The organism is Pseudomonas sp. BP6 (genome assembly GCF_017875935.1).
Classification (GTDB): Bacteria; Pseudomonadota; Gammaproteobacteria; order Pseudomonadales; family Pseudomonadaceae; genus Aquipseudomonas; species Aquipseudomonas putida_Y.
Window position 1 is genome coordinate 395,678 of record NZ_JAGINI010000001.1, and the last position, 18,700, is coordinate 414,377.

An 18,700-nucleotide genomic window follows, 5' to 3' on the forward strand; every position below is an offset into this window, starting at 1 on the left:
CTATTGAAATGACCAACAACCGCAAAACCCTTCTCATCGGCTCGGTGCTGGCCGTGGCCGTCCTGGCCGGCATCGTCGGCCCTTGGATCTTAGGCAGCGACCACCGCCAGAGTACCAATGACGCCTATGTGACCGCTGACTACACCGTGGTCGCGCCCAAAGTCGCCGGCTTCATCAAGCAAGTGCTGGTGGAAGACAATCAGCAGGTCACGGCTGGCCAGTTGCTGGCGACCATCGATGCGCGTGACTACCAGGCCGCGCTGGATGCTGCGCAGGCGCAGTTGCTGGTAGCCCAGGCACAGAGCGCCGATGCCCGCGCCACGCTTGAACGCCAGGATGCGCTGATTGCCCAGGCCGAAGCGGCAGTGAAGGCGGCCCAGGCTGAGGTGGCGTTCGCCGACCATGAAGTCAACCGCTACAGCCGCCTTGCCGAGCAGGGCGCAGGTACCGTGCAGAACGCCCAGCAGGCGCGCAGCGCGGTCGATCAAGCCCGTGCTCGCCTGGCCAACGCTCAAGCGGCGCGGGTGGCGGCGCGCAAGCAGGTGGACATCCTCACGGCTCAAGTGGCCAGCGCCGATGGCCAGCTCAAGCGCGCCGAAGCAGGCCTGGAAAAGGCCCGGCTCGATCTGTCTTACACCCGCATCACAGCGCCGGTGGACGGGATGGTCGGCGAACGCGCCCTGCGCGTGGGGGCCTACGTCAACCCGGGTGCCCGCCTGCTGTCGGTGGTGCCGTTGCAGCAGGCTTATGTGGTCGGCAACTTCCAGGAAACCCAGCTGACCCACGTACAGCCGGGCCAGCCGGTGCGCATCAGCGTCGACACCTTCTCCGGCGAAACCCTGCAAGGCCATGTGCAAAGCATTGCCCCGGCTACCGGCGTAACCTTCGCCGCGGTCAAGCCAGACAACGCCACCGGCAACTTCACCAAGGTGGTGCAACGCATTCCGGTAAAGATCGTTTTCGATGATGGCCAGCCACTGCTCACCCGCCTGCGTGTGGGCATGTCGGTAGAAGCCACCATCGACACCCGTGGCGACAAGCTGGACGGCAAAGAGGTAAGTGCGCGATGAAAACGGGATTGCGCTTGAGCCCGTTGCTGCTGGCCGTGCTGCTGGCCGGCTGCACCCAGGGCCCGGATTTCATGCGTCCAGATAGCCAGGCCCCGCAGCAGTGGGCGCCGCTGCAAGGCGAGGCGGCAGCCAGCCAGCCGCAGGCCGAACCGCTGGAACTGCGCTGGTGGGAAACCTTCCACGATGCAAAGCTTAGTGCCTTGATCCAACGCGTTGCCGAGCGCAACCTCAACTTGCAGATGGCCAGCGCGCGGCTGCTGCAAAGCCGTGCCCTGCGCAGCACCTTGGCTGCCGATGAAGTACCGTCGGTGGACGTGAACGCCGGTTACAGCCGCGCGCGCAACAGCGCCGATGGCTTGAGCGATCCGTCCGGCAAGGCCGGGAAAGAAGCCTTCAACCTCTGGCAGGGTGACCTGGTGGCCGGTTGGGAGTTGGACCTGTGGGGCCGTGTGCGGCGTCAGGTCGAGGCTGCCGATGCCACGGTCGAAGTGGCCGAGAATGACCGCCGCAGCGTGCTGCTGGCGCTGCTTTCGGAAACCGCCGGCAATTACATCCAGCTGCGTGCCGTGCAGCACACCCTCGATGTGACGCAGGATAACCTCAGGGTCGCCCGGCACAGCCTGAAGCTGTCCCAGGACCGCCAGGCCGAAGGTGTTGCCACGCGCCTGGATGTGGCCCAGGCCAGCGCCCAGGTCGCGTCTATCGAGTCGCGCCTGCCGAGCCTGGAAGCGCGGCGTGATGACCTGATCAATGCCCTCAGCCTGCTCGCTGCCGAGCGGCCGCGCAGCCTCCAGGCCGAATTGCTGCAAGGCGGCGAGTTGCCCGTGCCGCAGCAGAAGTTTGCTATCGGCTTGCCGTCCGAACTGGCCGAGCGCCGCCCGGACATCCGCCAGGCCGAGGCCCGCCTGCATGCCGCCACCGCCAGCATTGGCGTGGCCAAGGCGGATTTCTACCCGAGCATCCGCCTGTCGGGCAGTGTCGGCTTCCAGGCCATGCAGCTGTCGGATTTCGGTGGCTGGGATTCGCGCCGGTTTGCCTTCGGTCCGCAGTTGTCGCTGCCAATCTTCGAAGGCGGCCGGCTCAAGGGCACCCTGGAACTGCGCGAGGCGCAACAGCAGGAAGCCGCGCTGAACTATCGCAAGGTGGTGCTGGGGGCCTGGCATGAAATTGACGATGTGCTACGCCTGTACAACGCCAGTCAGTTGCGCCGTGATCACCTTGCCGAGGCCGTGCGGCAAAACCGTATCGCCCTGGAAACCGCCCAGCGCCAGTATGTGGAAGGGGCGGTGGACTTTCTCAATGTACTGACGGTGCAAGGCGCGCTGCTGGCCAGCGAGGAGCAATGGATCGACAGCTCGGCGGCGGTGTCGCAGGCGCTGGTGGGGCTGTACAAGGCGCTGGGTGGAGGCTGGCAGGCGTTTGACGAGCAGCTGCCGAATGCTCACAGCTAGGGAGGAAGCACAGAGTTTGAAGGGGGGGGCACTGCGGTCCATGGCCTGATTCTTTGCAGGCTGCACCGGCCTCTTCGCGGGTGAACCCGCTCCTACACGGCGGCCTGTGTCCAACCACCGATGTGTGTCCACCACCAATCTGCGTAGGAGCGGGTTTACCCGCGAATACGGTAGCGGCGGCAACAGTGAACGGCGGGTGAAAATTGGCCAGCAGGCCCGGCCCTTTCGCGGATAAACGGCGGCCTGTGTCCAACCACCGATGTGTGTCCCCCACCAATCTGTGTAGGAGCGGGTTTACCCGCGAATACGGTAGCGGCGGCAACAGTGAACGGCGGGTGAAAATTGGCCAGCAGGCCCGGCCCTTTCGCGGATAAACGGCGGCCTGTGTCCAACCACCGATGTGTGTCCACCACCAATCTGTGTAGGAGCGGGTTTACCCGCGAATACGGTAGCGGCGGCAACGGTGAACGGCGGGTGAAAATTGGCCAGCAGGCCCGGCCCTTTCGCGGATAAACGGCGGCCTGTCTCCAACCACCGATGTGTGTCCACCACCAATCTGTGTAGGAGCGGGTTTACCCGCGAATACGGTAGCGGCGGCAACGGTGAACGGCGGGTGAAAATTGGCCAGCAGGCCCGGCCCTTTCGCGGATAAACGGCGGCCTGTCTCCAACCACCGATGTGTGTCCCCCACCAATCTGTGTAGGAGCGGGTTTACCCGCGAATACGGTAGCGGCGGCAACAGTGAACGGCGGGTGAAAATTGGCCAGCAGGCCCGGCCCTTTCGCGGATAAACGGCGGCCTGTGTCCAACCACCGATGTGTGTCCACCACCAATCTGTGTAGGAGCGGGTTTACCCGCGAATACGGTAGCGGCGGCAACGGTGAACGGCGGGTGAAAATTGGCCAGCAGGCCCGGCCCTTTCGCGGATAAACGGCGGCCTGTCTCCAACCACCGATGTGTGTCCCCCACCAATCTGTGTAGGAGCGGGTTTACCCGCGAATACGATAGCGGCGGCAACGGTGAACGGCGGGTGAAAATTGGCCAGCAGGCCCGGCCCTTTCGCGGATAAACGGCGGCCTGTCTCCAACCACCGATGTGTGTCCCCCACCAAATCTGTGTAGGAGCGGGTTTACCCGCGAATACGATAGCGGCGGCAACAGTGAACGGTGGGTGAAAATTGGCCTGCAGGTCCGGCCCTTTCGCGGGTAAAGGCAGGCGATCACTCAGAGCGGACGCAGCAGGCCGAAACGCTTGCGCAGCGCCCAGTCCAGCAACCGCCGCGGCAGCAACCGTGCCATCAGCGGCAAGGCTGTACTGCCATTCCCCAGCCGCACCCGTGCTGGCGCCGGCGACTTGCCGACGGCTGCCAGCACGCCTTGGGCAAATACCGCCGCCGACGTTGGCTTGTCCTGCGATGCCCGCGCCCGCGCCTGCACATGCTCACGCAAAGGCCACCACGCCGAGTCCATCGCCAGTACCTGCTCGGCCTGGCGCTGGGCATTGCTGGCGAACTGCGAGGCAATTGCGCCCGGCTGTACTTCCATCACCTGCACACCGAACGGCGCCAGCTCCAGGCGCAAGGCATCGCTCAGGGCATGCACAGCCGCCTTCGAGGCGCAGTAGGCACCGGCGAATGGCGTGACCAGCACGCCCGATACACTGCCGATATTCACCACCAGGCCGCGTGAGCGGCGTAGCAGTGGGAACAGCGCCCGGGTAACGCCGACCACGGCGAAAACGTTGGTTTCGAATTGCTGGCGCAGGGCGTCGACGCCACCATCGAGCAGTGGGCCCATGGCGCCGTAGCCGGCGTTGTTGATCAGGATATCGAGGGTCTCCAGTTCCTCTGCCAGGCGGGCCAGCGCCTCGCCGTCGTTTACATCCAGCTGCCGGGCCGTGTAGCCGGCGGCACTCAATTGCTCGACATCTTCAGGCTTGCGGGCGGTAGCCCAGACATGGTGGCCCGCATCGCGAAAGGCGTCGGCCAGGGCGCGGCCGATGCCGCTGGAACAACCGGTGATCAGGACGGTGGGCATGGTTGGGGCCTGTTGTCATGGAGTAAACACATCAATTGGCAAATGTACCCTGCAGGCGCTCTGCCCGGAATTCCAGGGTCTGCGGCCGATAGCCGGAACGCAGCGGTGGCAATGGCAGGCAGTCTTGCCACTCGGCCCCCGGCTGCAATTCACCTGGTCCTCGGTATCGCGGTGCATTGTAGGTATTCTCGGCCAGGTTCACGGTATCGCCCGGTGCATACGCCGCCACGCGCCAACGCAGTTCGGTCAGCGGCACGTCGTTGCCGTTCTTCACGCGGACCTGCAGGGCACGGTCGGCGGGACAGTGTTCGGGGGCGTAGGTCAGGCGCAGGTCCAGGCGTGCCAGTCGGCTGCTTTCGCGGCTGTCTTGCCAGACGACGAACGAAGCCACCAGGCCCAGGCCACACACGGCCGCCAGGGAGATGGGAAGAGCCTTGGCTGGGTAACGCAACAACAACACCAGCCAGGTGAGGATCAGCAGGGCACCGATCAGCATCGCGTAATCGCCTCATTCGCGCGGAGTGATGGCTACAGCCTACCTAAAACCCAGCGGTCAGGTAACCGGTGAGCACCTCTGCCAGAAACCAGACCTGACATTGCTGCGAGCAGAGGAAACGCTACATCCCTTCTGGATTTCACCCTGCCTATTCTAAAGGAGCATGGCCATGAGTCACATTTGAGGGGGAGGATGATTTGCAGCGACCTTTCAAGGTGGTGGGTGGCCCATTCGACATCCACATCATAGCCCCGAGCGTTGAATGAGCAGGCTCGCCCCTGGTCAGCCCAGGGGCGAGTCAGCATTTACTGCGCGATGGTCTTCACCGAAACGCCGCGCTCGATGGGGGTGGAGGTGCGCCCATACACATCCTCGAAGCGCTCGATGTCATCCTCGCCCAGGTAGCTGCCGGACTGCACTTCGATGATCTCCAGGGGGATCTTGCCCGGGTTGCGCAAACGGTGCACCGAAGCGATGGGGATATAGGTCGACTGGTTTTCGGTCAGCAGGAACACGTTTTCGTCGCAGGTCACCTCGGCGGTACCGGATACCACGATCCAGTGTTCGGCGCGGTGATGGTGCATCTGCAGCGACAGGCTGGCGCCCGGTTTGACGGTGATGTGCTTGACCTGGAAGCGGCCGCCCATGTCCACCGAGTCGTACGAGCCCCACGGGCGATACACTTCCAGGTGGTTCTGGGTTTCCGTGCGGCCCTGTTCGTCGAGGGTCTTGACCATCTGCTTGACGCCCTGGACCTTGTCCTTGTGGGCAATCATCATGGCATCCTTGGTCTCGACCACCACGATGTTCTCCAGGCCGATCACCGACACCAGTTTGCCGTTGCCGTGGATCATGCAGTTGCGGCTGTCTTGAACCACCACATCGCCCTTGGTGACGTTGCCGTTGTCGTCTTTCTCGTGCACTTCCCACAGCGACGACCAGCAGCCGACGTCGCTCCAGCCGGCCGACATCGGCACCACGCAGGCGCGCTGGGTCTTTTCCATTACCGCGTAGTCGATGGAGTTGTCCGGGCAGCAGGCGAAGGTGGCTTCGTCGATGCTCAGCACATCGCCGTCTTCCTCGCTGCGCTCCAGGGCCAGTACGCAAGTGTCGTAGATGTCGCCATCGTGCTTTTTCAGTTCCTCAAGGAAGCGGCTGGCGCGGAACAGGAACATGCCGCTGTTCCAGAAATAGCCACCGGCCTGGACGAACTCGGCGGCGCGTTTTTCATCGGGCTTCTCGACGAACTGCGCAACCCGCGCCACGCCTTCGGGCAGCAGCGCGTCCTGGCTGGAACGGATGTAGCCATAGCCGGTTTCCGGCTTGGTCGCCGGCACGCCGAACAGCACCATCTCGCCACGCTCGGCGGCCACGGTGGCCAAGGCCAGGGCACGTTGCAGGGCCTTCTGGTCATCGATCACATGATCGGCAGGTAGCACCAGCATCAGCTCGTCGCGGCCTTCGTTGACCAGCTTCATGGCAGCCATGGCCACGGCCGGCGCAGTGTTGCGGCCGAACGGTTCCATGAGGATGCCCTGGGTTTCCAGCTTCAGTGCGGCCAGTTGCTCCTGGACGATGAACTTGTGGTCCTTGTTACAGACCACGACCGGGGTGTCCATGCCCTCGAATACCAGGCGCTCGATGGTTTGCTGGAACAGCGTGTGTTCACCGGTCAGGGCCAGGAACTGTTTGGGGAACTGCTTGCGCGACAGAGGCCACAGACGGGAACCGCTACCACCAGAAAGAATTACCGGGATCATCATGTTTCTCCAATAGTCGTTGAGAGGCAGGGGAATCAGTTGCTAGCCACGGGGCGAGTTACCCACACCGGCGACAAGGCGTTGCCGGAACCCGTTACGTACAGCACTGCGGCTTCGCCGCGTTCCAGGGCGACGGGTTTCACGTCACCCACTTTCTTGTCTCCTTGGTACAGTGCCAGGTTGACCTTGACCGGGTTGATTTCGCGTTCGCCACGGCCGTTGGCGGCCACCGGCTTGACCACTTCGGTCTTGCCGTCGGCGGTTTTCAGGGTCAGTTGCTGGTCGCTCAGGTTCTGCACGCGCACCAGGGCTTTCTGCTTGTTCTTGAACGGTGGTTCTTCGATCAGTTTCGGGTTGCCGTTGTTGCTGTTGACCAGGGTGTAGTACTTGTCCGAGGCCAGCTTGACCGGCACGCGCTTGCCGCCGACCTGGGCGGTGTAGTCGCCGCCTGGCAGGAAGCTGAAGTCGCTGCTGGCCTGTGCGCCAACCTGTTTGATCTGGGTGTTGCCGACCGACGCGGCGGCCGGTGCGCTGGTCGCGTTGTACAGGCGTACGAAGGTCGAGCCTTTCGGCGCACTTGGGCCATACAGTGCGGCGTCGGCACCGGCGAACGCCTGCATCGAAGCAAGGGAAAGGCCGGCCGCGAGGGTGAGGGCTTTGGCAATGGAAGTCTTGGTAGTCATGTGCGTTTCCTCTCTATCAGTCAGTGGTCTGTCCGGGTGGACGACAAGGCCAGGTTTTGTTCGGATTTACGGGAGTTTTTCAGCTGCGCGATCCACTGCGGATCGAAGCTGCTGAGGTCGTTTTTCATTGGCAGATAACGTTCGGGGAATTCCCACACCACCACTTGTGGTGCGGCGTTCTTGAAGGCATCGCTTTGCAGGTACTTGAGCATCGGCAGCAGCGGGCCATGGCCGTCTTCGGCGTAGTTGGCGACGTCACTGCGCAGGGCCTGCTGCAGCGCGCCGAGGAAGTTCCAGTGCGGGTTGGCGCTGTAGCTGGTGCCTACCAGTGCAACCGGGATCTGCTTGTCGGCGAACAACGCGTCGCCGGCGTCACCCTCGGCGTCGACTGGGCGAGTGGTGCGTTGCTGCAGGTTGTCCGGGGTCGGCAGCAGGTTGCTGAACAACGGGTCCAATGGCAGGAAGTTGGTCAGGTCGCCCTTGTAGGGGGCGGTGTTGCCGGCTTCGGTGATGAAGGCTTGTGGGGCGCCGTTGAGCAGGCTCTGGCGGCTGACCGCTTCGGCCAGCGTTTGCGCCGCCACTTCGGCACCCATAGGCGTCCAGTGGGTATCGGTACGCAGGAACACCTGGCCACGGGCCTTGGCCTGCTCCATCGCTGCCATCAGGTCCGGTGCGAACACGTTGGCCTGGCGTGCCTGGGCATGGAACTGGTTGTACAGTTCGTCATGCAGGCTGGCAGGCCGCTCTTTGCCCAGGTACTCGGCGTAGACCCGCGCCTTGGCTGGTACGATCGCCAGCACCAGTTGGCTGCCGTGTTGCTGCAGGGTGTCGCGTACGCCACGGATCAGTGCCAGGTTTTCCTGCATCAATTGTTCGGCACCGGCGGTGGGCTTGAACTCTTCGTCGCTGAACAACCATTGGTCGCGGCCCAGTACCACACCCGGGCGGCCTTCGTTGAACAACTTGAAGTCCATTGCCGCCCACAGGTTGGTGCCCAGGCGCTTGATCGGGAACTCGGCGTCGTAGTGGGTCTCGGCGGCCTTGGCCAGCTTGCCGTTGAGCAGGGTCATCTGCTCGGTGCGCTGGAAGCTCTGCAGGCCACCGGTGGACCAGGCGCCCATGCCGACCAGCAGGCCGAGGAACGACAGGGAATAGGTGATGCGTAATGTCCGGGTCATGGTCATCAACCTCAGAACTGGAAGTAAAGGAACGGCGAGTAGCTTTGCGCCGAAAGCTTGAGGATCGAGGCGACGAACAGCAGCAGGATCAGTGCGCGGGTCATCACCCGGGTCCAGTCCAGGCCGATCGAGCCGTCAGCGTTGACCTGCACCGGGGTCGCCGTGGGCGTCGGTCTGGCATTGCGGTAGAAGTCACGCAGGCCGAAGAACGCCAGGGTGAGGTAGGCGATGACCAGGGTGGCCACCTGCAGGCCGGTAAGTTGGGCACGGTTGAGCTCCGACAGCTGCCAGTCGCCGAAGCTGAACATGGCGCCGTACATACGGGCGGCCACATGCAGGTTTTCGGCGCGGAAGATCACCCAGCCGACCACCACCAGCAGGAAGGTGAAGGCCCACTTCACTGGGTTGAAGCGTTGCGGGTTGGTGTCGAGGCCCAGCGCGCGCTCGATGGCCAGCCACATGCCATGCCAGGCGCCCCAGATGATGTAGGTGAAGTTCGCACCGTGCCACAGGCCGCCCAGCAGCATGGTCAGGAACAGGTTGCGGTAGGTATTGAAGGTGCCTTTACGGTTACCGCCCAAGGTGATGTACAGGTAGTCGCGCAGCCAGGTCGACAGGCTGATATGCCAGCGCCGCCAGAACTCGGTGATTGACTGGCTGATATAGGGCTGCTTGAAGTTTTCCATGAAGCGGAAGCCCATCATCAGGCCCAGGCCGATGGCCATGTCGCTGTAGCCGCTGAAGTCGAAGTACAGCTGTGCGGTGTAGGCCAGGGCGCCGAGCCAGGCGTCCCCCGTGGTGGGGTTTTGCAGGGCGAAGCAGTGATCGGCGACCACGGCCAGGGTGTCGGCGATGAACACTTTCTTGATGAAGCCCTGCATAAAACGGGTGCAGCCTTCGGAGAACTTGTCCAGGGTGTGGGTACGGTTATTGAACTGGTCGACCAGGTCCTTGAAGCGCAGCACGGGGCCTGCGATCAGGTGCGGGAAGATCGCCACGAACGCTGCGAAGTCGATCAGGTTGCGGGTCGCCGGGGTGTCGCCGCGGTATACATCGATGATGTAGCTGATCGACTCGAAGATGTAGAACGAGATACCGATCGGCAGCAGCACGTGGGTCAGAATGAATGGCTCCAGGCCAAACGACGTCATGATCGCGTTCAGGCTGTCGACGCCGAAGTTGGCGTACTTGAAGTAGCCGAGGATCGCCAGGTCGACACCCACGCCGAGCAGCAACCAGCGCTGCGCTGGCTTGGTGCGCACACCGGCGGCACCGACTTTCAGGCCGATCCAGTAGTTCCACAGGGTGACCCCGGCGAACAGTGCCAGGAAATCCACCCGCCACCAGGCATAGAAGATGTAGCTGGCGATCAGCAGCAGCAGGTTGCGATAACGTTGCCCGCTCAAGTAGTACAGGCCGAGGAAGATCGGCAAGAACAGGAACAGGAACACGTTGGACGAGAAGACCATCCCGGTTCTCCTAATTTGTTCACAGCATCCAGGGCAAAGCGCCCCCCAAACCCCCCAGTGCAAGACTGGAAGGCAACTTAGATCCCTGTGGGAGCGGGCAAGCCCGCGAACAAGGGCGAAGCCCTTGCCATGCACCGCGGTGGCTTCTTCGCGGGCATGCCCGCTCCCACAGGTTCCGCCCCCGCAATGGGGGTCAATTCATTTCTTGCTCTCTGCACTCGGGTCGTAGACCCGGGTCAGGTCGCCGCCCAGCCGGAAGCTGTTGAACGGCTGCATGTCGTGCTTGCGCTCAAGCGTGTCGCCAACGCAGTGGTACAGCGCACACCAAGGCTCGAGCCAGGAGTACTTGCTGTCGACCTTGAGGTCGGTCATGTCCTGTTTCTTGCCCGCGCGCGCCTTGAACTGGCTGGGGTCGCGGGCGCCGGCCAGCACGCCTTCACCCAGGCGCTGCAAGGCGAAGTTGTTCTCGGCGCGCAGGTCGACGCCATTGGCCTGGGCGAAGCTGGCAATCATCGCCAGCGGCGGCAAGGCGTAGTTGTGATAAGCCAGCGCGCGCTGCTTGCGCTTGATTTCGTTGGGCAGGAAGCCCTGGTCATCCACCTGGTTGGCGCCCACCTTGTATTCCTTCACGGCCCAGTCGAAGAGGTCGCGACGGTCGGTGGCAACGGCGGTAGCCATCACCGACCAGGCTGCCCAGTAGCTGTGGTTGTTGATCTTCTCCAGCGGCAGGTCGCTCCAGTCACGCACAGTCTGCTCGGCCAGGCGGGTAAGCCATTTTTCGATCAGGTCGGCCTCGGCCTGGTGTGCGGCCAGCGGCTGCGAGTTGGAGAACTTCAGCCGCAGCCACGAACCGCTCATGCTGCCCAGCGCCCATTTGCGCATCGACTTGCCGGTATGGTTGTAGTCGGTGGACAGCAATGCACCGGCGCGTGCCCAGGTGCTTAGCCACGTCAGGGTGCAGTCGAGTTGCGCCGGGCGGCCGTCGCGCATGTACTGGCCGACCATCTTGCTCACGCCTTTCTCCAGCGTGGTGATGTCTTCGGTCGACTTGCGGAAGGCTTTTTCCGAGGCAGCGTTGAGCGTTGCCCGTGCCTTGTCCGAACCTTCGTACTTGCTGCGAAACTGCAGTGCGCCGGTGTATGGCTTGGGTGCCGCTTCGCAGCGGAAGTTACCATCGCCGCTCTTGAGCTTTTCGATCCCCTCGTAGTAACCCTGCGGCGGTACCAGCGCGGCGTGCGCGGCACCACCAAACAAGGCCAGCGCGAGCAGGGCGGGGCTGGAAATTCGCTTGAAAATGGTCATGGGTCGCCTCACTGGCCGGCCTGCGCGGTCTGCGCAGGCATGGCGAAGTTGTTGCGTTTGCAGAGCTTGGCCTCGACCTTCTGGGTGCCGCTTTCCGGCCCCTGTACCTCGAACGCCAGCAGGCGCTGGCTGGCCCAGTCCTCGTCTTCGCGCATCTGGAAGACGAAGCGGCCGTCGGTGTCGGCGGTTTCCGGTTTTTCCAGCTTGATGTCCTCGTGGCGGCCGTTGAGGTACCACAGGGTGGCCTGCAACACCTTCACCGAGGGGTCTTCGAACTTGACGTCCATCTGCAGGTCGCGGTTGATCAGGTCTTTGATCACGCCGCCCTTGCCGTTGACCATCAGCTCGTTCTTGCCCGGCTTGAGGGTGGTGCTGGCGCTCATCAGGGCTGGGCGGTCGTCGCAGCCGTTGTCGAGCAGGCCAAGGATTTGCCGCCAGATGGTTTCCTGGTTCAGGCGGTACAGCGGGGAGAATTCCCAGATGAGGATCTTCGGCGGGTTCTTCTGGAATTCCTCGCTGCCCAGGTACTCGATCATCGAGCCTTCCAGGCCACCGCCTGGGAAGGCGACGTTGAGCACGTCGGCGCCGATGTATTGCTCGAGGAAACCCGAGAAGTTGTAGTTCTTGCCACTGTGGCTGGTACCGACCAGGGTGATCTGCGCGTTGCCGCTGTCACCGAACAGGTCGTCACCGCCGCTCGAGCCTTTCGGCTCGGTGGCGAACTGGTCCATGTACTGGACGGCGTAGCTGGTGCCGCACAGTTGGCCGGCAACGTTGTGCAGGGTGCCGGTCTTGCCCATGCGCCCGGACTTCTTCGTCTCGAATTCCTTGCGCGGGATGCCTTCGAAGGCTGGCATCTTGTGCACGGTGTCGGCCACGATCTTCGCTGCGCGCTCGGCACCGTATGGCGTCCAGTGCTGGTCGCCACGGAAGTAGAAATCCTTGCCCCGGTCGGCGGCGGCCAGTTGCTCGTTGGTCAGTGGTGACAGGTCGGGCACGTTGTAGCCCATGCTGGCGAAGCGCTTGAGCATGGCCTGGTAGTTACCCAGGGCCTTCTGGTAGTCGAAGGCGGCTTTTTCGGCCGGGTTGAGCATGTTGCGGTTCACCAGGCCACGGGTCGGCTGGTACACCACCACCAGTTCCACACCACGCTTCTTGAACGCGTCGTGCACTTGTTGCAGGCGTTTGTAGCCGGCCGGGGTGGTGTTGAACTCGGTGCGCAGGTCTTCGCGGGTGCGGAACAGCCAGTCGCCCTGGGCCTGCACCAGCGTGGTGAAGTTTTGCTGATAGCGGGTGGTGTAGCGGCTGGCATCGTGCGCTTCAGGGCACAACTGGCAGCAGGGCTCGGCGCTGAAGGTCGGGGCCTTGACGTCTTCGGCGCGCACGCCCTGGCTGATTGCCAGAAGGGCGGCGGACAGGCCCAGCAGTTTCATCAGGTGTGGAGTCATGGTCTGGGCTTCCTTAATCGATCATTTCGGTCTGGCGTTCGACCGGGTCGATCAGCACAGCCTTCTGCTGGCGTACCAGCAGGTCGAGGATTTCGTCCTGGCGCTCGCCCAGCACACCATTGAGGCTGATGCCGCTGGCCTTGCGTGGGGCGAGCATGGACACCTTGTACAGCTCGACCGACAGCGGCGAGTCGATCGACAGCGGGCCGGAGCCGTTGGCCGACAGCTCGCCACCCACCACGATCAGCGACACCTTGGTGTCGAACGGGTCGAGGGCGATGTCGCGGTCGGTGTCTGACAGGTCCTTGATGTGGCCGTATACGCCGACCAGGCCGTTGGCCATGGCGACGTTTTCGTACAGGCGGATGTTCACGCTGTTACGCACGCGGATGCCGTGGCGGCGGTTGTTGACCAGCTTGTTGCCCCAGATCAGGTTGTCGCCGCTTTCGTACAGGGTGATGCCGTCGGTGTGGTTGCGGTAGATCTCGTTGTAGGCCACCAGGTTGTTGACGCTGTTACGGTCGATCACCACGCCCGAGAGCTTGTTGTCATAGCTCTTGTTGTTGATGATCCAGCTGTCGTTGACCTCACGCGAAACGATGATGCCGTGCTTCTTCTTGGTGCCGTACACCGTGTTGCCGGCGATGATCAGGCGGTGCGAACGGTCGTGCGGGTCGATGCCGTAGACGATGTTGTCGCGGTAGGTGCTGTCCTTGATCACGAAGTCCTGGGTTTCGTAGCAGTAGAAGCCGTACCACATGTCGCTGAACTCCGAACCGATGATCCAGCCGGTGGGCTCCGGGCGGCCCATGCGCTTGGCCATGTTCGGCGTGTACTGGGAGATGCTCACGCCATACGACTTGGACTTGGCGTAGCCAAAGCTGGCCATTTTCGTATTGACGATGTAGGTCTCGGTACCGCCCCACGACAGCAGGAACGGGCGGAACTCCTTGGGCGAGCGGAAGGTCGCCGGGCCGTTGTCCTTTTCCCGCCAGCCGGTCACCTGGGTGTCGGTTACGAACAGCTTGCCGTCATTGACCAGAAATGCGCCGCCCTCCTGGGACAGGCGCAGCTGTTTGACCTTGCCGTCGATCTCGAGGATGCCCTTTTGCCCGACCACGATCGGCAGACGCGCCAGGTAAACCCCGGGCTCGACTTCGCTGAGGTACTGTTTGGGCACCTTCTTGCTCAACTCGGCCAGGTCGACATGGCCGTCATCGACGAAGATCGCCTGCGGGATGCCGTGCTGGCGCTGCACCCACTCGGCGGCCTTGTTGTCGCCGCCGACGAATTCCTTGAGGGCGTCCTCCTGGAACATGCGGCGCAGGCTGACCTTGCCCTTGTGGCGGCGGTCGATTTTCTTCTGCACCGCCTCGGCCGTGAAACCGGTGAGGTCGGGCAGCTTTGGCGGGTCCATCTGCAGCGGCTCGATCGGTGCGCTGGCCACCGTATAGGTCTTGGCCTGCTGCAGCTCCTTGGCGATCACCTGGGGCTCTGCGGCAGTGGCCAGGCCGCTTGCCAGCAGCAAGGCACTGGCCAACAGGCTGTGACGTAAGTGCGGGTGAAGGTTCATCACGGTCAGTCCCCTACGGCCTCAGAAGCGCCAGATGACGTCGACGAAGGCGCGGTGCATGTACGAGTCCGCTTCCTTGCCGTAGGCGTCGCCCGGCTTGAATACACCGGCACGCAGGCGCACCAGGGCTGACGGCTCGTCGATTGCCTGGCTCATCGAAGCCGGCAGCAGGCCTTGCTTGAAGTACTTGGTCACGACCACGTCCATTTCCTGGCCAAGGTCTTTTTCGCCATCGACCAGCGGGCGATTCACGCCGTTGTCGTTGACCACCGCGTTGATGCCACTGGAGCCAATGTTCTGGTTGCCGTCTACCCGCCAGAACTTGTGGTAGATCAGGCTGGCGTCATAGTCATCACGCAACTGCCAGGAGGCGAACAGGGTGGCGGCCTGCAGGTTGCCCAGCTCGCCGCGGAAGGCTTCGCCGAAGCGGTGCACGCGCGAGCGGGTGCCGGTGAAGTTGGAGCGGTTGCTCTCCAGGCCGGTCTGCTCGAAGTTGTTGGAACCGTCATCGCCACCGCCCCCGCTGCCACGGGCATAGGCCGCGCCGACCTGCCATTGTGGGTCCAGGCGCAGGCGGATGCCGAGGTCGGTTGCCCAGGCATTGACGTCACCGCTCCGCTTGCCGGTGGCAACCTGCTCGTCGCCTACGGCCTGGCTGCTGAGGGTGTCGCGGTCTCCGGTCAGCCAGGTGACGCTGCCCCAATAGTTGACGGTATGGTCGTTGCGCCAGTTGTAGGCGTCGCTGTTGGCCTCAAGGCCCAGCCAGGTGAGGTCGCCGGTGCGGGTCTTGTCCAGGGCGTCGACGGTTTCGCCGGGGTTCTTCAGGCTGCCGTTGTCGTGCGTATGGTGTGCCCGCACGCCGACCCAGTGGCCAGGCGTCCACTGGGTGGCGACGTTGCCGTAGAGGTGGGTGCGGTCCTTGTCTTCCGGGGCCAGTTCGGTGAGGTCGGTGCGGTATTCGCTGAAGCGCTGGGCCACGCCCAGATCGGCCTTGAGCAGGGTGGTATCGAAGGTCCAGTTCAGCGCTTCGATGTTGGTATCACGCCACATGCCATCGTCGCTGCGCAGGCGCTGGCGACCGAAGCGCAGTTGCTCGCCGGGGTAGGCGGTGAGGCCGCTGTAGCCGATCCAGAACTCGCGCATGGCCAGGTAGCTTTTGTCTGGTTGACGGCTGTCGTCGCCGGTTTCGCTGCTGGTGCCGTCGCCGTTCTGGCGCAAGGTGTCGGTTTCGATGGTGTCGGTCGCAGCGACCGCCTGGCCCATGGCGTAGGCACTCCAGTTACCGCGCTCGCCGTATACCCACGGGCGCAGATCCAGGCCCAGGCCGTTGACATCGCCGCCAGAGCGGGTGCCCAGGTCACGATCGTCTTCCGATTGCCCGGTGATTTTCACGTCCAGGCCGAAGTTTTTCTCGGCGGTCATTTCCGCCAGGGTCGGGCAGGACCACAACAGGGCGAAGCTCAGACCGATACCGGCTTTCACGAAGGGGTTGAGCGTCATAGCGAGTCCTCACCGTCTACTTCTTTTTCGTCGTCTTGCAGGGCTTCGAGGGCCAGGGTGCTATTCGCGCCCTGCGCCATGCTGCCGCGTGCACGCTTTTCCTGGTCCAGCAGCTGCTGGGCCTGGTTGCGCTGATCAGGTGTCAGTTGCTGGTCGAGCTGCTGCAGCAGTTCCGCCGATTGTGGCGTCGGGTTGGCCTGCGACAGTTGGGCGAATACCCAGGCGTTGCCTGGTTGCGGGCGGATGCCGTGGCCCTCGCTGAACAGCTGGGCCAGGGCATAGTCGGCGCTGTTCTGCCCGCCACGGGCGGAGGCCAGCAGGTGGTCGACGGCCTTCTGCGGTTCGACATTGCCCAGGTAGCCGCGACGGTAGAGCTGGCCCAGGTAGTAATGGGCGCTGATCTCACCGGCTTGGGCAGCGGCTTGCAGGTGCTGCTCGGCTTTTTGAGCGTCGGCAGGCAGGGTTTTGCCTTCGTAGTACAGACGGCCCAGCAGCAGTTCGGCGCGTGGCTGTTCAGCTTCGCGGCCTTTGTCGATGTAGGCCATCAACTGGTCGGTGTCGCCCAGTTCGGGGAAGTCGTATACCAGCTGTGCCAGGCTGACCCAGGACGCCGGGTTGGCCGGGGCTACTTGCTCAAGCAGATCCTTGGCGGTTTTTTCGTCGGTCTGGCCGAGGCTGCGATCGGCCAACACCCGGGCAACGCTGTCGACCCGGGTGGCCGGTACTGCGCCACGGGCATAGGCGGATTTCAGTTGGCCGAGCAGGGCGGCTTGCTGATCGGCCTGGCCACGCATCTGGTACACGGTGGCCAGTTCGACGTAGCAGATGTCGGTGGTGTTCAGCGCGGCCTTGCAGATTTTCTCCACCTCGCCCAGGTGCTGGTCGTAGGTGCCCTGGGTGCGGTACAGCAACACCTGGGCCATGCCTGCTTCCGGGTTGCCGGCGGCGCGCCACTGGTCGATCTGCTGCTGTGCGTTGACCTCGGGAAAACTCTGCGGGTAGCTGAGGTAGAGCATTGCCAGCGGAACCAGGATATTGCTTTGGCCCTGCTTCGCGGCCTGTTTGAGCAGGGCTTCGGCTTCCTCACGTTCGGCCTGGGTGCTGTCAGGCTTGGCCACCAGCAGGCGGCCAAGGCGCGCCTGGGCGCGTGGCGACGTGGCGGCCGCAGCGCGATAGGTGGCCTCGGCTTCCCTGATTTGCGAGGGGTCGCGGGTGGCCACCTTGATGTCTGCAAGGCCGACTTGCGCTTCGCTGTAGCCCAGGTCGGCCAGCGCCTTGTAGTTGCGTTCGGCCAACGCGGTGTCACCGCGCTTCAGGGCCTCGTTGGCCAGGCGCTGGTCAGGCAGGCCGGCACAGCCGGCCAACGTGATGGCGGCGGCCAGTGCACACAATCCCAGGTTCACGCGGACCCTGTGGGAGCGGGCAAGCCCGCGAATTGGCATGGCCGACGGTGCTGTCCCTGCTGGCCTCTTCGCGGGCATGCCCGCTCCCACAGGATAGGTGTTGGTATCAGAGATCATTGTCCGTCCCTCACAGGCCACGGGCCACGGCTTTGTCGATCAGCCAGTTCAACGATGGGCCACGGTCGCTGTTGACCGACGCCGGGCGGCCAGCCAGTTCGGCGGGCAGGCTGCTGTCCGGCTTGATCTGCACGCGGATGGCGGAGGACAGGTCTTCGCTGTTGAGGCTGGTGCTGCTGACGATCTGACCGGTGCGCACTTCGTCTTCGCCGGCCACCTGGAAGTTGACCCGGGTGCCCGGCTTGACCTCGTCGAACTGGCGGTAGCTGAAGCGCGCCTCGACCATCGGGTTGGTGGTGCGCGGGATCAGCTGGAAGATCGGCTGGCCCTTGGCGGCGTACTGGCCGTCGTCTACCAACTGGCGCGCGACCACGCAGTCGCAGGGGCTGGTGAGGGTGCCGGACAGCTGCTTGCCGAACAGCTCCTCGAGCTTCGCTGGCTCCAGCTGTGCGTCTTCAAGGTTGCCCTTGAGCATGTCCAGCATGCTGGTAGTGAAGCTGGCCAGTGGCGCGCCCTTGGCAATCGGCCCACCGCTTTCGACCAGGCTGCTCACGGTGCCGTCGCGCGGCATCGTGATGTTGGTGGTCGGCACTGCGACCACACCGGCTTCGGCGTGGCTGACGAAATACATGCCGTACAACGATTTGGCGACGAAGCCGAAGGCGGCAACGCCGACCACGAACACGCCCAGTGTGACGGTGACTGCCTTGAGGCGGCCGAAGGCGCTCAGGCCCGACCCACCGTCCTTCTGCTTGCGCGCCTTGGTGAAGTTGTCGCGCTGCAGGGTGCTGAGTACGTCGCCGATGCTGATCAGCTCACCCGACAGGTGGCTGGTGATGATGTGCCGCAACGTGGCGATGTCACGTGGCTCAAGGTTCTGGAACTGCGCACCGATACGCCCATTGTCCGGGTTGTACGAGCGCACCTGGAACTCGATGTCGATCGACAGGCCCAGGTTGTCGACCACGAACTGCAGGCGCCCGCGCAGCACGTCGCCCACCGACTGCGGTTGCTTGGCGTGGAAGCTCAGGCCGCCGGCAGATAGGTCTTCAACCTTGACTTCGTGGACCTGGCGCTGGGCGTCCAGGAACCGCAGCTTGGCGGGAATGCGTACCCGGGCGTGTTGGCGCTGGGCTTCGGACTCATGCACGACATTGACGTTCACGGCGGTATTCATGGTGGTTTGTTCCTGTTAGATCCGATCCGGGTTGGGC

Annotated in this window: 14 protein-coding genes; 2 read left to right on the plus strand and 12 right to left on the minus strand. The window is 63.5% G+C overall.

Annotated elements, in window-relative coordinates:
- Positions 1 to 8: 8 nt before the first annotated feature.
- Positions 9 to 1,070, plus strand: a complete 1,062-nt coding sequence (locus J3A98_RS01785; protein WP_176682577.1) for an HlyD family secretion protein — start codon at positions 9 to 11, stop codon at positions 1,068 to 1,070.
- Positions 1,067 to 2,521, plus strand: a complete 1,455-nt coding sequence (locus J3A98_RS01790) for an efflux transporter outer membrane subunit (RefSeq protein WP_209963588.1) — start codon at positions 1,067 to 1,069, stop codon at positions 2,519 to 2,521. The genes J3A98_RS01785 and J3A98_RS01790 overlap by 4 nt, the downstream gene beginning before the upstream one ends.
- 1,223 nt (positions 2,522 to 3,744) lie before the next feature.
- Here J3A98_RS01790 and J3A98_RS01795 read toward each other — a convergent pair.
- From J3A98_RS01795 to J3A98_RS01850, 12 genes are all read right to left on the minus strand, one after another.
- Positions 3,745 to 4,557: an SDR family oxidoreductase gene (locus J3A98_RS01795; RefSeq protein ID WP_209963591.1), complete on the minus strand. Its 813-nt coding sequence runs from the start codon at positions 4,555 to 4,557 to the stop codon at positions 3,745 to 3,747.
- 31 nt (positions 4,558 to 4,588) lie between these two features.
- Positions 4,589 to 5,053: a multidrug transporter gene (locus tag J3A98_RS01800; RefSeq protein ID WP_176682580.1), complete on the minus strand. Its 465-nt coding sequence runs from the start codon at positions 5,051 to 5,053 to the stop codon at positions 4,589 to 4,591.
- 305 nt (positions 5,054 to 5,358) lie between these two features.
- On the minus strand, positions 5,359 to 6,813 hold the full coding sequence (locus J3A98_RS01805) for a mannose-1-phosphate guanylyltransferase/mannose-6-phosphate isomerase (protein WP_176682786.1): 1,455 nt from the start codon (positions 6,811 to 6,813) through the stop codon (positions 5,359 to 5,361).
- 35 nt (positions 6,814 to 6,848) lie between these two features.
- A complete protein-coding gene (locus J3A98_RS01810; RefSeq protein WP_209963595.1) occupies positions 6,849 to 7,496 on the minus strand; it encodes an alginate O-acetyltransferase AlgF in 648 nt (215 codons plus the stop codon).
- Positions 7,497 to 7,516: 20 nt separating this feature from the next.
- Positions 7,517 to 8,674: an alginate O-acetyltransferase gene (locus J3A98_RS01815; protein ID WP_209963597.1), complete on the minus strand. Its 1,158-nt coding sequence runs from the start codon at positions 8,672 to 8,674 to the stop codon at positions 7,517 to 7,519.
- An 11-nt stretch (positions 8,675 to 8,685) separates the two neighbouring features.
- On the minus strand, positions 8,686 to 10,143 hold the full coding sequence (locus J3A98_RS01820; RefSeq protein WP_209963600.1) for an MBOAT family protein: 1,458 nt from the start codon (positions 10,141 to 10,143) through the stop codon (positions 8,686 to 8,688).
- A 198-nt stretch (positions 10,144 to 10,341) separates the two neighbouring features.
- Positions 10,342 to 11,445, minus strand: coding sequence for a mannuronate-specific alginate lyase (locus J3A98_RS01825; protein ID WP_209963604.1), 1,104 nt, complete (start codon positions 11,443 to 11,445; stop codon positions 10,342 to 10,344).
- An 8-nt stretch (positions 11,446 to 11,453) separates the two neighbouring features.
- Entirely contained in the window at positions 11,454 to 12,893 is a 1,440-nt protein-coding gene (locus tag J3A98_RS01830; protein WP_209963609.1) for an alginate O-acetyltransferase, read from the minus strand.
- Between the two features lie 13 nt (positions 12,894 to 12,906).
- On the minus strand, positions 12,907 to 14,466 hold the full coding sequence (algG, locus tag J3A98_RS01835) for a mannuronan 5-epimerase AlgG (protein WP_209963612.1): 1,560 nt from the start codon (positions 14,464 to 14,466) through the stop codon (positions 12,907 to 12,909).
- Positions 14,467 to 14,487: 21 nt separating this feature from the next.
- A complete protein-coding gene (locus J3A98_RS01840) occupies positions 14,488 to 15,966 on the minus strand; it encodes an alginate export family protein (RefSeq protein WP_209963614.1) in 1,479 nt (492 codons plus the stop codon).
- Entirely contained in the window at positions 15,963 to 17,408 is a 1,446-nt protein-coding gene (gene algK, locus J3A98_RS01845; RefSeq protein WP_209969718.1) for an alginate biosynthesis TPR repeat lipoprotein AlgK, read from the minus strand. The genes J3A98_RS01840 and algK overlap by 4 nt, the downstream gene beginning before the upstream one ends.
- Positions 17,409 to 17,496: 88 nt before the next feature.
- The gene (locus J3A98_RS01850) at positions 17,497 to 18,663 is read right to left on the minus strand and encodes an alginate biosynthesis protein Alg44 (RefSeq protein ID WP_209963618.1); all 1,167 of its coding nucleotides are present in this window, start codon (positions 18,661 to 18,663) and stop codon (positions 17,497 to 17,499) included.
- Between the last annotated feature and the right edge of the window lie 37 nt (positions 18,664 to 18,700).

Coding starts and splice junctions, on each gene's coding strand:
- J3A98_RS01840 (WP_209963614.1), bottom strand. CDS start 15,966: ATGACGCTCAACCCCTTCGTGAAAGCCGGTATCGGTCTGAGCTTCGCC.
- J3A98_RS01820 (WP_209963600.1), bottom strand. CDS start 10,143: ATGGTCTTCTCGTCCAACGTGTTCCTGTTCCTGTTCTTGCCGATCTTC.
- J3A98_RS01830 (WP_209963609.1), bottom strand. CDS start 12,893: ATGACTCCACACCTGATGAAACTGCTGGGCCTGTCCGCCGCCCTTCTG.
- algK (WP_209969718.1), bottom strand. CDS start 17,408: ATGCCAATTCGCGGGCTTGCCCGCTCCCACAGGGTCCGCGTGAACCTG.
- J3A98_RS01800 (WP_176682580.1), bottom strand. CDS start 5,053: ATGCTGATCGGTGCCCTGCTGATCCTCACCTGGCTGGTGTTGTTGTTG.
- J3A98_RS01815 (WP_209963597.1), bottom strand. CDS start 8,674: ATGACCCGGACATTACGCATCACCTATTCCCTGTCGTTCCTCGGCCTG.
- J3A98_RS01825 (WP_209963604.1), bottom strand. CDS start 11,445: ATGACCATTTTCAAGCGAATTTCCAGCCCCGCCCTGCTCGCGCTGGCC.
- J3A98_RS01785 (WP_176682577.1), top strand. CDS start 9: ATGACCAACAACCGCAAAACCCTTCTCATCGGCTCGGTGCTGGCCGTG.
- J3A98_RS01795 (WP_209963591.1), bottom strand. CDS start 4,557: ATGCCCACCGTCCTGATCACCGGTTGTTCCAGCGGCATCGGCCGCGCC.
- J3A98_RS01805 (WP_176682786.1), bottom strand. CDS start 6,813: ATGATCCCGGTAATTCTTTCTGGTGGTAGCGGTTCCCGTCTGTGGCCT.
- J3A98_RS01810 (WP_209963595.1), bottom strand. CDS start 7,496: ATGACTACCAAGACTTCCATTGCCAAAGCCCTCACCCTCGCGGCCGGC.
- algG (WP_209963612.1), bottom strand. CDS start 14,466: ATGAACCTTCACCCGCACTTACGTCACAGCCTGTTGGCCAGTGCCTTG.
- J3A98_RS01790 (WP_209963588.1), top strand. CDS start 1,067: ATGAAAACGGGATTGCGCTTGAGCCCGTTGCTGCTGGCCGTGCTGCTG.
- J3A98_RS01850 (WP_209963618.1), bottom strand. CDS start 18,663: ATGAATACCGCCGTGAACGTCAATGTCGTGCATGAGTCCGAAGCCCAG.